Here is a 13,561-nt window from a genome sequence, read left to right as displayed (position 1 = left end):
GAGGGTATTGTCGACAACTACCATATTTTATCCGTGATGTACTGAATACGATAACATGGTTTACAAAAGATATTCATGACCTGTAACAGGTGAAATGTTGAGATGACACTTCTATATTTTTATAAAATTACGGGTGAACGGTGCTATCCGTAGTTTTTAGGGTAATTTCCTTTATGAAAAAGATAATTTGTGGGATTCATACGATCGAATCATATTTGATGGACAGAGACGTTTCTTTTAAGATCGTATATATCTCAGAAAACAGCAAAAATGACAGGATATTCAACATCAAAAGAACATTGAGGTCTCGAAATATAACAGTACTTCCGGTAAGAAGAAAACATTTGAACCAAATCTCAAGTTCTACCTCCCACCAAGGTGTTGTCGCTGTTATCGATCATATTAAACGTAAGAATTCGAAGAGTGAAGTAGATGAAGTATCTCTCAAGAAGAGTTCGTTATTTTTGATATTGGACAGAATCACAGATGTCAGAAACTTAGGTTCCTGTCTAAGAACTGCATATTTTTTCGGAGTGGATGCGGTAGTAGTTCCGAGATATCGATCTGCGAAATTAAACAGTACGGTTGAAAAAGTTTCTTGTGGAGCTTCAAAAGATATTCTATTCATTCGAACGGACCTACAGAGATTTGTAAAGAACATGAGAAGAAATGATGTAAAGATATTGGGGGCGGATGAGAGATCGGATCAAGATATATACAACTATAAGTTTGATGAGAAAAAAATGGCGATAATCATTGGAAATGAAGGGAGGGGTATTCGAGATTCGATCAAGAAGAACTGTTGTGATTTGGTCAAAGTCCCTTCTCAAAAACGGATAACTTCCTTGAATGTTTCCGTGATAGCTGGAATATTTTTATTTGAAGTTACTCGTCAAAGAAGTATAATACTCCATAGTTCACCATAGTCTGCACATGTTCGTGTTATCGTCTAATGGAATCCTTCAGAACTTAAAAAAAGGTCGATATTCGTTCTAGAGGTATCCTATAGTTTTCGGAGAGGGTTATGAACCACTATGAAATCGTTCTTATGATTCATCCCGATAGGAGTGATGAGGTAGGTAGAATAATATCTTGTTTGAAAAGGAATGTTATGAACGCAAACGGAAAAGTGCATAGGTTGGAAGATTGGGGCAGGAGACAACTAGCCTATCCAATATCTAAGATGCGCAAAGCGCACTATATCTTGATGAATTTAGAAGTACCTAAGGGATCTATTCAATCAATTGAAAACGATCTTAGATCAGATGATAATATTTTTCGAAAGATAATTTTAAGGACTAAAAGACCGTTCTCTGAACGTTCTCCTATGATAAAATTTCAGGATGAAGCTTCTTCAAAAGAAAGAACATGAGATCTATTTTAATGAAAGATCTTTAAAAAAAGATGAGAATCTGATTTTTCGGATGAAAGTAAGCTCTCTGTGAGGTGGCCGTTCGTGACGATAATCAAAATGTTTACGAACCTTCTACGGCAGAAAAATATCGGTTGTAGTTGAGAACTGTTGTGGATGTAAAGAATTATCAACTTCGAAAATGATGTATTCTTCAGGAAATTGGAACGAAACTTTTCATTTTGCCTTGATAGCATTGTATCCATTTCAAGAATCTACCACTACAGCGACTTTGAAAGGTTATCGTGGGATCATCCATCGGTTCTAAGAACGGGGAGTGTTATGATATTTTACTGTATGTAAAAATAACCGGAATTTTTAAAGCAAGGTGAAATATGAAACCTAACTTTTTGAGAAGAAAAAAATTTTGTCGTTTTACCGTAGAAAAAATAAAAGAAATAGATTATAAAGATATCAGTAGATTGAAGAACTACATTACAGAGAGTGGAAAAATTATTCCAAGCAGGATCACGGGAACCAAAGCAAAATATCAAAGGAAACTATCAAAAGCAATCAAGATAGCGAGGTATCTCTCTCTATTACCATATACGGATCATCATGTTTAAGAGATTTACAGTTTTTAAAAGATGGAGTTAGTACGATGAAGATCATTCTGTTGAAATCTATCGGAAAACTTGGAAAATTTGGCGATTCCTTGAGTGTTCGTTCTGGGTATGCAAGAAATTATCTTTTTCCGAAAGGATTTGCTGTCATTGCAAACCAAAGAAATATTGATATGATTAAAAAAGAAGTTGAAATTTTGCAAGAAAGAATGGAGTTGAATCGTATCAAATTGGAGAAGAAAGCTAACGATATTCGATCCTTGAAGAAAATCGAGATTCATGCAAGATCAAGAGATTCTGATAGGATATTCGGATCGGTTGGGACATTAGAGATTTGTAAAAAGATGAAAGAGTTAGGATTCGATGTTCATAAAAATGAAGTGAAGATAGATAACGGTCCATTCCGTAAGGTTGGATCATACAAAGTTAAGTTCATGTTTCACGAGAACATCACCTCTGAAATCGATTTACACATTGTTTCGACGTAATTTTTTCTGAATTTTTATGTCGATGTAGTTCGTTTGATCCGTTTATACACTTTAAAAGTTTCAAAAACAGATCGATAATGGAGGCTGAACTACATTGAACGCGTTCTATAGAAATTAAATGTGGAGAAATAAGAGATCAGTGAAAGTTATCCTATATAGCACAAGATCTTATGAAATAGATCATTTTGAAGAGTCGAATCGGAGAAATGGATTCAGGATGAACATGCGATATTTGAATTGCAGGTTGAACAAGAATACAGTGGGAGATTCCTTCGGATATGACGTCGTGTGTTCTTTTGTACATGATGTGATCGATAAAAATGTTCTTGATCTGCTCTTTAAAAATGGAGTTAAAATGGTCGCTTTGCGATGTTCTGGATTCGATCATGTCGATCTTGATCATGCTAGAGGTATTGGTATCCATGTGACGTATGCTCCAGATTATTCTCCAGAATCTATAGCGGAATACACAGTTCTATTAATTCTATACGCTAGCAGAAAACTATATCTCTCTTTAGAAGGAGGAGAGATATCGGAAGTTGGAAGAACGTTGAAAGAACAGGTTGTCGGAGTGGTTGGAGCTGGAAAAATAGGATCGGTTGTTTTGAAGATGATTAGTGGTTTCGGATCCAAATTGTTAGCGTGTGATCCTATTGTCAATTTAGATATTGTACAAAGGTATGGTGTCACTTATGTCGGTATGGATGAAATCTTAAAGAGTTCTGATGTAATCAGTTTGAACTGTCCTTTGAACGAAGATAACTATCACTTGATTAATGATGATGCTTGTAAAGTAATGAAGTACGGAGCTATTTTAGTTAACACTGGTAGAGGAGAGTTGGTAGATTCTATCGCTGTTCTTTCTGCCATGAAATCCAAGAAGATCCGGTGCTTTTGCACGGATGTGATTGAGAAAGAACATATCTTGATGAAACAAAAGGTGTCTGATGTTTTTCAAAATAGAGAAGAACATCAGATATATACTACTTTTCGATCGTTAAAAAGACAGAAGAACTTTCTTTTCACCGGACATAAAGCGTTTTTGACCCAAACATCCCTAATGAATATCGCCGATATTACTCTGCACAATATCGATAATTTTAAAAATGGACGTCCCCTTAAGTATCAGCTAACTTAACTTCTTTTACAAGGTTCTGGTCGTTCGATGCACTGAATAATTTTTCTACGGGATATCCTTGAAATAATTTGGAAATATTTCTTCTGCAAGCTCGATTGTTCCGTTCTTCCACGCATTGTAAGCGAGTAGTATCACATCTTTAGCGTTTGGAAAAGATTTTTCTTTTTCTTTCATGGATCTCTTTCCTAGATCATCAATCAAGGTATCTGTAGAAAAGAGATCATCTTTTTGCCTTAATCTGTATCCTTTGCAAAATATTGACCGACCTTTCAAGTGATCCGTTCGCATGATTTCTTCCAAAGAACATAGTTTGTCTCCCTCATCTTCGATCCATTTTGATCCGATGAGTCTAAAGTAAGATCGATGGATCTTCTCTCTGTTAATTCTTAAATAGATCACAACTTCTTTGATTCCGAAACATCGATATAAACCTTGCGCTATCACCATGGGAGACGAAAATGATACCACAGGTATATTCATCGCGATCGAAATTCCTTGTATCGTACAAACAGATATTCTTGTTCCGGAAAAATTTCCAGGACCATTAGCACACGCTAGCAAATCGATTTCCTTCAAGTTGGATTTGGATATTTTCAGACATCTTTGTATGAGAGGTAGAATTTTGTGAGAATGTTCCCCTTGGGAATCTATCGCATCGAAAAAAATCTCGTTTCCCTTAAAGATAGCTACAGAACAGAGCTCCATCGTTGTATCTATCGATAATATTTGAACCATCTTATTTAAACTTATTGTCGCAAAATGACGATAAAATCGAATCGATAATATCGTATGATAGTTATTAAAAATATGTAATGATATATCATGGAATCATTTAAGATACAATCTCATCTTAGCGATCTTGTAGATTGTTTTAAGTTCCATGAATTTTGAAGACATCCTGCATCGTTACATGATCAGATGATCGAGATCGAAGATGGGTACTGCGATTAGTTCAAAGATGTGAAGGATTCTCGATTATCTTACACTATAGCACCTCCGATCTTTGTTATGCTGTTAAATTATCTGATCAACTCATTTATTTTTTTTTTAAAATTCGATCGGATAAACTCGTATGGAGGGTACAAGTCGCATTTATCGTAGGAAGTATATAAATCCGTAGATTAATTTTCGATCATCTGTTATATTGAATATTCGTGTAAAAGAGAAGATGGTACTTCGTTTGTGGAAGATTTCAATAAAAAAAGAGATCGTTCGTTTGAGGTTAAAATTTTTGTTGGTCAGATCTTTGAATTTCATAGAAATCTGATTGAAAAAAATAAGTTCTGTCTAAGACGTTTCGTGTTCTCCACGGATGTGGGACTCTATCGTGCGATATAACCTTCTAGATAGATAACTTTAGATCCTTTCGGTTTTGTAAAGTTAAAGAGTACACGACAATGTTAGGATTGATCTCTTTACAAGAGTATGAACCATCGATCCTTCACGATGTTTTTTACCAGGTGTAGTTCGATCGAATGATAATGGTGCATTTTCCTTGAATCGTGATCTATTATAATCGATAAGAATTCGTGAGTATGATATACGATGGATGAGTTCGGAGTCGTTTCATATCAAAAAGATGATCGAAGAAAACGTTGAATCATTGTTTCACTGTAAAGATTGAAAATCTATTCTGATGTTCATATCGAAAGTTTCGATATTAAAAATTCCTTTTCGATTATCTTGTAGATGTTCGTTCATGTGATCTTCCCACATTTAACTTGATCTGATATCAAAAATGTTTGATCGTAAGAACGTTGCGTACATTTTAAAAGTCAGCAGAATATTCAACTGTGGTATATTCTGGTTCGATCTTTCATTCTTATGGATGAATAATTTCGTACGATTATTTAAAGAACTTACTTCGATGAAGACATTTTTGCTATGTGAACAAAATATGTAAATCTCGATTGGTGATGTGTGGGTTAGAATTCTTTCGAGTCCTTCTTATTGAAGGATGCTACGTATTTTTGCGATCTTATAAGAAGGATGGGGGTTCCATATTGGGTAAAAATAATTTATAAGATTTGTGATTATATTTGGTTTATTTGAAGATGATTCAAGCATTGAAATTCGTATTAGTACATCGTAGTTTCATCGTGTGAGAGTTCTTCCATCTTCGATATGAAGTATATCTTCATATCTTAAAGTCCCATTTCTCAATTTCATACGTTTTTGAGACGTAAGTGACGATTCTAAAAATTTATCCACATGATATTTACCTTTTCGATAAAACATGGAGAAGATCATGAAATTTGAGGTTAAAAATAGAAGTTTTCAAGAAGACGTTCCATTTTCTGACTGTGTTATCACTGGATTTTTTAAGGAAGGTAAACTTCCGAAGATGAGCGAAGAAATGGACGATATTAGTCACGGGTATATCAGCAAGGTTATCATCAAGGAAAAAACAAAATCGAACGTTGGAAAAATCGTCCTTTTATATAATGTTCCGAACATCAATTCGGATAGAGTTCTGTTGGTAGGATGTGGATCATCGAAAAATTTAGATAAATTTCGATATAAAAGGATTTTACGAGAATCTTTTAAACGGTTGATCGAGACTAACTCAAGAAATATTGTTTGTTATTTAACTTCTCTAAACATCGTAGGAATCCGCGAATACTTTAAGATAAGATATGCTATAGAAGTTTTGACAGAACTAACCTATAGTTTCGATGATTTTAAAAAAAATTGTGAAAAGAAGAAGATTTTTCTTCGAAATGTCATTTTTTATCTGAAAGATAATGATGATATTTCGGTCGCTAAAAAAGCTGTTGAACACTCTGTAGCGATTTCTTTAGGTACGAAATGTACGAAAGATCTTTCCAACATGCCGGCAAATATCTGTAATAGCGCTCTCTTTAAGGAGAGATCAATCAGAAGAATTAGGTAAAAAGTATGATAAAATTACCGTAGAGATCATTTCAAAAAATGAAATGCGCAGGAACGGTATGAATGCTTACTTGGCAGTCAGCTCCGGTTCAAGAAATGAACCCATCATGTCTGTGATAAAATACTTCGGAAATGGTGTAGATCATGAAGATAATGGAGATAGGGTAGGTCCCATTGTGTTGGTTGGAAAAGGGTTGACTTTCGATTCTGGTGGAATATCAATAAAACCTTCTTCCGGTATGGAACAAATGAAGTTCGATATGTGCGGTGCAGCGGCCGTTTATGGAATCATACGATGTGTAGCAGAGTTGGATTTACCTATCCATCTGATCGGAGTGTTGGCATGCTGTGAAAATATGCCAGATGGTATGTCCTATCGCCCCGGAGATATCGTGAAAACAATGTCTGGAAAGACAGTTGAAATTATTAATACCGATGCAGAGGGTAGATTAGTTTTGTGTGATGTTTTGACCTACGTTAAAAGATTTAAACCTGAGTTGGTCATTGATATAGCTACTTTGACGGGATCCTGTGTAGTAGCATTGGGGGATGTATACACCGGTATGATGACAAATGATCAGAACCTGGTATCATCCTTCATGAACTCTTCTGAAAGAAGTATGGATAAGATCTGGCAACTACCTTTAGGAGATGATTTAAAGAAGTATATTCGATCAGATTGCGCCGATATTTCTAATTCAAATAATCTTTCTGGTGGAGGAGCTATCTCGGCTGGATACTTCTTGAGAAGTTTCGTCGAATACAGCTGGGTACACTTAGATATCGCTGGAACTGCATGGAAGAACAACAAATCGGATGGAGCTACAGGAAGACCGGTTCCATTGCTTTCACAGTTCATTTTAGATAAACTTGGGAGATCTCCAGAATAGAGGAAGGTTCTATTATATCTTTCTATATATTTTAGAGCGCATATCTCCTGGAGATATCATAGGTATATTATTTTTTACAACGGTTGAAATTCACGTGTTCAAGATATCATAGAAATATCATAATTCTTTAAAGATGCTCCATGAAGATATAAAAATGTTTGAAGAGATACACGAAGAGATTTTGAATAAATCGTATTTGTTGTTCGAAAAAAACTTTTCTCCTGAAGAAATAGAACGACTAATCTATCGTTTTTGGGAAATTAGCGGTTTTCTTCGAGATAAAGGTTATAAGAACGATAAAGAAGTATTTTGTACGGTCTCTCCACCACCCAACATCACTGGAAGGTTACATATTGGTCATGCTTTACAATATACGATTATAGATATGTTGATTCGATACCATTATATGAACGGAAAACATACCTTGTGGAAAGGAGGTGTCGACCATGCTGGAATCGCTGCTCAAATCGTTGTAGAAAAGTACATATTCGATCGATATGGAAAGAACAAGATTGAATTTGGAAGAAAGAAGTTTATAGAAAAGATTTGGGATTGGAAAGAAGAGATGGTACAGATCATGCACATTCAAATGCAGTATCTAGGTAATTTAGTTTCTTTGAATCAATCTAAATTCACGATGGATCGGGATGTTTCCGAGGCTGTAACAGAAGCGTTCGTTAGGTTGTACGAAGATCGTATAATTTATAGAGGAAAAAGGTTGGTTAATTGGGATCCAAAGTTGAAGACTGTGATCTCTGACTTAGAGGTCAAGACTGTGGAATCGAAAAAAACAATGTGGTACATCCGATATCCTATAATAGATCCATATGAAAACTTAGAAAATCAGGCGTATGTCGTTGTGGCAACTTCCAGTCCGGAGACAATCTTCGGGGATTCCGCTGTCGCTGTTCATCCTGAAGATGAAGATAAGAAGCACTTGATAGGTATGAACGTCTTGTTACCGATAGTTGGTCGAAAGATACCGATCATATCGGACCGATTTGTAGATATGAAGAAAGGTACTGGATATGTGAGGATCACACCAGCTCATAGTTTTCAAGATTATGAAGTTGCGATGAACCATGATTTACCTATCGTAGAAGTGTTGAACAGAGATGGAAGCATGAGAAGGATAGCAAACATCTTCTATAAAACGGGACGGAAAATATCGGATGAATTCGATATTCCTTCTTTCTTTTGTGGAAAGAGAGATCTTTGTTTAAGAGAAGGTATCTTGAAAAGTTTAAATCATATGAAACTGTTGATCGGAAAGGAAAGATACGTATCTCGTGTAAATTACAACGAAAGAAGCAAATCTGAAATTTATCCTATTTTAACGGATCAGTGGTTCATCAATGTCAAGAACCTAAAAGAAGAGGCAATTTCCGTCGTTCGAGATAAAAAAATTAAATTTTTCCCAAAAAAGTATGAAAAAATCTATTTTTCTTGGATGAACCAGATGAAGGATTGGTGCATCTCCAGACAGCTACTATGGGGTCATAGGATACCAGTTTGGTACGATGACGATGGAAGAACCTATGTAGGACGCAATGAACGTGAGATCAGAAAAAGATACAACTTATGTGGCACTGTTTTAAAACAGGATCAAGATGTTTTAGATACATGGTTTTCTTCTTCCTTGTGGACTTTTGTCGTTTTTGGATGGCCTAAAAGGAATAACAAGGATTTGTCAGTCTTTCATCCAACTGATGTTCTAGTTAGCGGTTTCGATATCATATTTTTTTGGATATCCAGAATGATCATGATGACCTTATATTTCATCAAAAACGAAGATGGATCTGGGCAGGTTCCATTCAAAAAAGTTTATATAACAGGATTGGTATGTGATGAGGATGGAAAAAAGATGTCTAAATCAAGAGGAAATATGATCGATCCGATTTTAATCATGCAGGACAGGAGTTATTTGGAAAAAATCTCAAAATTTATGTTCGATTCAAAAAATATCCTTCATGATGAACGCCTTTCTGATATAGGATCGTCCCAGAAAATTAAAGAGAGTGGACAGATAAGGTTTGGAGCGGATTCTTTAAGATTAACTTTAGCTTCTTTGTCTTCTGGAAATAGAAAGATATTGCTAGATAAAAATCAAATAGTTGGATACCAGAACTTCTGCAATAAGGTATGGCATGCTAGCAGATTCGTTTTGAACAATATCACCATACATGGTGAGATTGAGAACGATCAATTTCCTTCAAAAGATGATAAGATTTTTTCTTTAGATCGATGGATAGTATTCGAATTCAAAAAAATGGTCAGTAGATATAGAGCAGCCTTTGAACGATTCCGTTTTGATATGGTTTCCAGCATTCTGTACGGATTCGTTTGGAATCAATTCTGCGATTGGTATTTAGAACTTTCAAAGATTTCTATTCGAGATACAGATATGGACAGAAAAATCTCCGCTGAAAAGACGCTATTGATGATTTTAGAAGGACTGTTAAAACTATCCCATCCAATTGTACCATTCGTTAGCGAATTTGTTTGGCAGAACATTAATCGGATAAAAAATAGAGAGTTATCTTCTATACTGGAAGAACCTTTTCCAGTAGGTATTCGTGAAGATGATCTTAAAGAAGAGAAAAATAGGATAGCTTATTTCGAGGTGGAGACGATAAAGAGGTTTATCGTATTCATAAGGAACTTAAGATCTCAATTCAGATCATGTGAAGAAAAGATCCTCAAGATCATCATATTTCGATTTTTAGAACTTAGGACAAGAGAGATCGTTCGTCGATATCTCAAGCATATTTGTAAAATGACAGGTATCCCGATCATCATCGATTGTAATAAACAATATCGGTCGAAGAAATCTTTCGAAGGTCTGTTAGATTTTACCTTCTCTACGGTGAATCTGAATAAATCAGGCGATATTCAAAAAAACATCAGGAACAAGATAGAGCAGTTGGATAAAGAAATAACCGTAATCCAAAAAGATCTAAAAAATCCCCATTTTCTTGCGAAAGCTCCTAAAAAAGTTATAGAAGAGAAGATGAGAAGGGTGAAAGATTTGGAGGATGCTAAAAAATCTTTGGTTTCGAATACAGATTAGTCTACTTGTGAAAGATCTAGGATAATACGAATCGTACCCTCCCATGACGATCAATATCTGAAACTTTTACTGAAATTATCTGTCCGACCTTGAAGGAACGGAATTCGTGCTTTCCACGAAGGTATATGTTCCTTCCATGGTTCCGAAGAACGACCAATCCTTCCTTCTTATTGCTAAGTATCGAAACAAACAATCCAAATTCAGCTATCTTGATTATTTTTGCTTTATAAATTTTTCCTAATTCTATTTCTGAAATAATCTCCTTTATCTTAGAAATCGCTTTCCTGAGATTTGATTCATCTACCGATGAAATTCTCACTTCGCCTGTATCTTCTACATCTATGACGGAGTTGGTCTCTTCGGTTAGAGATCTTATAGTGGATCCTCCTTTTCCTATGATATCTTTTATCTTCTTAGGATCTACATATATTTTTTGAACCCTTGGAGCAAATTTCGAAACAGATTCCCGTGGACGAGAGATAGCTTTCCTCATTTCTTGCAATACCTTCAATCTCGCTTCCTTTGATTGAATAAGAGCAGTTCTCAATATGCTATCATCAACTCCATCGATCTTGATATCCATCTGCATTGCACTTATTCCCTCTTCGTTTCCAATTACCTTAAAATCCATGTCGCCTAAATGATCTTCATCACCCAATATATCTGAAAGAACGATGAATCTTTCTTTTTCCTTAATTAAACCCATCGCAATACCAGCAACTGCTGATTTTATCGGAATTCCAGCATCCATCATCGCCAAAGAAGATCCACATACAGAAGCCATTGATGAAGATCCGTTAGACTCTATGATCTCAGAAACAACTCGGACGGTATATGAAAAATCTGAGAAAGATGGCATGACAGCCATCATACCTTTCTTTGCCAAGTTTCCATGTCCTATTTCTCTCCTTTTTGGAACACCTACTAATCCGATCTCTCCGACAGAATATGGAAGGAAGTTGTAATGGAATATGAAATGATCAATTCTCTCACCGATGATTTCATCTTTTATCTGAGCATCCCTATCGTTACCTAAAGTAACTACAACTAGGGCTTGAGTTTCTCCTCTCGTGAACAAGGAAGAACCATGTGTCCTAGGTAGGACTCCTACACGACAGTCGACCGGTCTAATTTCGTCACGTCTTCTTCCATCTATTCTTAAATTCTCATCTAGTATTCTGTTTCGTACTATCTTTCTCTCTAAACTAGAGAACACATGACTCACTTGATCTGGATCGAAACCTTCTGTGGTTGAAGATTCCAAAAACGTTTTCTCCTTGATTTCTCGAACTTTAAATAAGCGAGATTTCTTGTCAGGAATCAAATAAGCAAGTTTCAAATCGTCCTCAATATTATCTGATATATATTTCTCAATATCAACATTCATTTCTTTTTCTTTTAGGGAAATCTTTTCTAAACCAACTTTATCGGAAAACATCTTAATATTATCAATGATAACCTTTTGACCTTCTCTAGCGAATTCGATTGCTTGTAAGATGACATCTTCTTTTAGCAATGAAGATCTCGATTCGATCATCAAAGTTTGATCTTCCGTGCTAGAAATTATTAAATCTAATTCACTTCTCTTGATCTCTTCATAACTTGGATTTAGAACGTATTTTTTTGAGATATAACCTACTCTAACTGCTCCGACAGGTTCTCTGAATGGAATATGGGATATTGAAAGTGCAGCGGAAGCTCCTACTATCGATAAAATATCCGGATTAATTCTAGGATCCACTGAAACTACGGTTGCGATGATTTGAATTTCGCTGTTAAAACCTTTTGGAAAAACTGGTCTCAAAGATCTGTCAATCAGCCTAGAGGTTAAGATCTCATTTTCTCCAGATCTTCCTTCTCTTCTAAAAAAACTTCCCGGTATTTTTCCTATAGAATAATACCTCTCTTGATAGTTTACAACTAGAGGAAAGAAATCGTACTCTTGTTGTTTTTTATCTTCTCTTTGTTCTACTACTGAAACGAGAACGGATGTTCCTTCCATGTGTATCATGACTGACGCTGTAGATCTCCTGGCTAACATCCCAGTTTCTATAGTACAGATGTTTCTTCCAAGTTGAAAGGTTTGAACAGTAGGATTAAGAAAATTTTTTATCAATTATTTTACCTTTATTGATTGATTAACGCGTTGCAAGGGAGTATTTTCTTTAATGTTCTCATCGAAATCGTCATGATAAAACTTACAAACACGTCACATAAGATTCTTCTATTTTCGGGTCTTTAGATCATCCACAATTGATAGATATTTATTAAAGTCTTTTCTCTTTAAGTATTCTAGTTTTTTTTTTCTTTGGGAGACCATTTTTAAAAAACCTCTTTTGCTATGAAAATCTTTCTTGTTGAAAGAAAAATGACCGACCAATCTATTTATCTTTTCAGTTAGCGTATTGATTTGAAATTCTTCGGAACCTGTATTTGTTCTTTTCATGTGCTAATTCTTCAATGTGATAATGAAATAACGTACAATCGTAAGATACATAGGGATACTTTAAATGATAAGATATCCTAATGCAAGAAAAATACTTACGTCTTCCTTATTTTAGATATCATCGGTATAGATTAAATCTCCCTATGATCCTTCAAATATTTATTGTTAAACAGAAAAAATAGTTGATGCGTTCGAAACGTGACAACGTTGTTCAGAGTAAACCGGTTGACTTCATCAATTTTGGGGGTGTTAACTGTTCAGTGTTGTACGAAATGAGATCATCGATGATGGTTTTTTCTGTATAATCGATGTTGATTGATATCTTCTTTGATCGGTGAACAAAAAGATAACTTCGGTATTGAACGAACCATGACTCTTTGTGCTAAATGGTATCTGATCATCTTCAACATTTGATGTTCATTCAGTATACGAATCATCTCTTCTATAGATGCACTATTATCGATTTCCGTCAAAAAATTAAAAAACATAGAAATGAAGACTTTTGCGAAAGAAAGATCTTTATTAAGATCAACGTACAGTATTACAACCCTTCTAACTCTTGGATCCATGATGTTCTTTTGAAAGATCCAAGAAAGCTCTCTTTGAATCACTTTGGATAGTTTACGTAGTCTGTATGATTTTCTTTTCATAAAAAATTCATGT

At 35.1% G+C, this 13,561-nt stretch carries 11 protein-coding genes and 1 pseudogene; 8 read left to right on the top strand and 4 right to left on the bottom strand.

Translation table 11 applies throughout. From position 1 onward, the window contains the following. Positions 1-173: 173 nt before the first annotated feature. The 6 genes from rlmB to AOQ87_RS01510 all read left to right on the top strand — a co-directional run bounded on the left by rlmB (position 174) and on the right by AOQ87_RS01510 (position 3,600). Complete coding sequence (gene rlmB, locus AOQ87_RS01530) at positions 174-926, top strand: 23S rRNA (guanosine(2251)-2'-O)-methyltransferase RlmB (protein ID WP_080626572.1); 753 nt, start codon at positions 174-176, stop codon at positions 924-926. A 98-nt stretch (positions 927-1,024) separates the two neighbouring features. Beyond that, complete coding sequence (rpsF, locus tag AOQ87_RS01525) at positions 1,025-1,372, top strand: 30S ribosomal protein S6 (RefSeq protein ID WP_080626571.1); 348 nt, start codon at positions 1,025-1,027, stop codon at positions 1,370-1,372. Positions 1,373-1,553: 181 nt separating this feature from the next. After that, a complete protein-coding gene (locus AOQ87_RS02755) occupies positions 1,554-1,679 on the top strand; it encodes a hypothetical protein (RefSeq protein ID WP_257788022.1) in 126 nt (41 codons plus the stop codon). Between the two features lie 67 nt (positions 1,680-1,746). Further along, a complete protein-coding gene (gene rpsR / locus AOQ87_RS01520) occupies positions 1,747-1,977 on the top strand; it encodes a 30S ribosomal protein S18 (protein WP_039719683.1) in 231 nt (76 codons plus the stop codon). Positions 1,978-2,012: 35 nt separating this feature from the next. Next, complete coding sequence (rplI, locus tag AOQ87_RS01515) at positions 2,013-2,462, top strand: 50S ribosomal protein L9 (RefSeq protein WP_039719682.1); 450 nt, start codon at positions 2,013-2,015, stop codon at positions 2,460-2,462. Positions 2,463-2,580: 118 nt separating this feature from the next. Then, positions 2,581-3,600, top strand: a complete 1,020-nt coding sequence (locus tag AOQ87_RS01510) for an NAD(P)-dependent oxidoreductase (protein ID WP_080626570.1) — start codon at positions 2,581-2,583, stop codon at positions 3,598-3,600. A gap of 45 nt (positions 3,601-3,645) precedes the next feature. Here the strand turns inward: AOQ87_RS01510 and tsaB are convergent, their stop codons facing one another. Next, on the bottom strand, positions 3,646-4,335 hold the full coding sequence (tsaB, locus tag AOQ87_RS01505) for a tRNA (adenosine(37)-N6)-threonylcarbamoyltransferase complex dimerization subunit type 1 TsaB (RefSeq protein ID WP_080626569.1): 690 nt from the start codon (positions 4,333-4,335) through the stop codon (positions 3,646-3,648). Between the two features lie 1,513 nt (positions 4,336-5,848). On the opposite strand from tsaB, the pseudogene AOQ87_RS01500 reads away from it, so the two are divergent. Both AOQ87_RS01500 and AOQ87_RS01495 read left to right on the top strand, forming a co-directional pair. Further along, positions 5,849-7,382: pseudogene (locus tag AOQ87_RS01500) on the top strand (leucyl aminopeptidase). A gap of 154 nt (positions 7,383-7,536) precedes the next feature. Further along, on the top strand, positions 7,537-10,452 hold the full coding sequence (locus AOQ87_RS01495) for a valine--tRNA ligase (protein WP_185751027.1): 2,916 nt from the start codon (positions 7,537-7,539) through the stop codon (positions 10,450-10,452). A gap of 16 nt (positions 10,453-10,468) precedes the next feature. Here AOQ87_RS01495 and pnp read toward each other — a convergent pair whose 3' ends face one another. From pnp to AOQ87_RS01480, 3 genes are all read right to left on the bottom strand, one after another. Next, entirely contained in the window at positions 10,469-12,568 is a 2,100-nt protein-coding gene (pnp, locus tag AOQ87_RS01490; RefSeq protein WP_080626567.1) for a polyribonucleotide nucleotidyltransferase, read from the bottom strand. A 108-nt stretch (positions 12,569-12,676) separates the two neighbouring features. After that, on the bottom strand, positions 12,677-12,898 hold the full coding sequence (rpsO, locus tag AOQ87_RS01485) for a 30S ribosomal protein S15 (protein ID WP_080626566.1): 222 nt from the start codon (positions 12,896-12,898) through the stop codon (positions 12,677-12,679). Between the two features lie 278 nt (positions 12,899-13,176). Then, positions 13,177-13,548 (bottom strand): ribosome-binding factor A, encoded by a 372-nt coding sequence (locus tag AOQ87_RS01480; protein WP_039719678.1) that lies wholly within the window; start codon positions 13,546-13,548, stop codon positions 13,177-13,179. Between the last annotated feature and the right edge of the window lie 13 nt (positions 13,549-13,561).

Origin of the sequence: Candidatus Riesia pediculischaeffi (assembly GCF_002073895.1) — a bacterium.
Taxonomy (GTDB): Bacteria; Pseudomonadota; Gammaproteobacteria; order Enterobacterales; family Enterobacteriaceae; genus Riesia; species Riesia pediculischaeffi.
The sequence above is the reverse complement of the archived record's forward strand: the minus strand, read 5'-3'. Positions and strand labels throughout refer to the sequence as shown.

Bases quoted from the DNA above. Each gene is read 5' to 3' on its own strand.
- tsaB (WP_080626569.1), bottom strand. From the start codon at position 4,335: ATGGTTCAAATATTATCGATAGATACAACGATGGAGCTCTGTTCTGTA.
- AOQ87_RS01495 (WP_185751027.1), top strand. From the start codon at position 7,537: ATGTTTGAAGAGATACACGAAGAGATTTTGAATAAATCGTATTTGTTG.
- rpsR (WP_039719683.1), top strand. From the start codon at position 1,747: ATGAAACCTAACTTTTTGAGAAGAAAAAAATTTTGTCGTTTTACCGTA.
- rplI (WP_039719682.1), top strand. From the start codon at position 2,013: ATGAAGATCATTCTGTTGAAATCTATCGGAAAACTTGGAAAATTTGGC.
- AOQ87_RS02755 (WP_257788022.1), top strand. From the start codon at position 1,554: ATGATGTATTCTTCAGGAAATTGGAACGAAACTTTTCATTTTGCCTTG.
- AOQ87_RS01510 (WP_080626570.1), top strand. From the start codon at position 2,581: ATGTGGAGAAATAAGAGATCAGTGAAAGTTATCCTATATAGCACAAGA.
- AOQ87_RS01480 (WP_039719678.1), bottom strand. From the start codon at position 13,548: ATGAAAAGAAAATCATACAGACTACGTAAACTATCCAAAGTGATTCAA.
- rlmB (WP_080626572.1), top strand. From the start codon at position 174: ATGAAAAAGATAATTTGTGGGATTCATACGATCGAATCATATTTGATG.
- rpsF (WP_080626571.1), top strand. From the start codon at position 1,025: ATGAACCACTATGAAATCGTTCTTATGATTCATCCCGATAGGAGTGAT.
- rpsO (WP_080626566.1), bottom strand. From the start codon at position 12,898: ATGAAAAGAACAAATACAGGTTCCGAAGAATTTCAAATCAATACGCTA.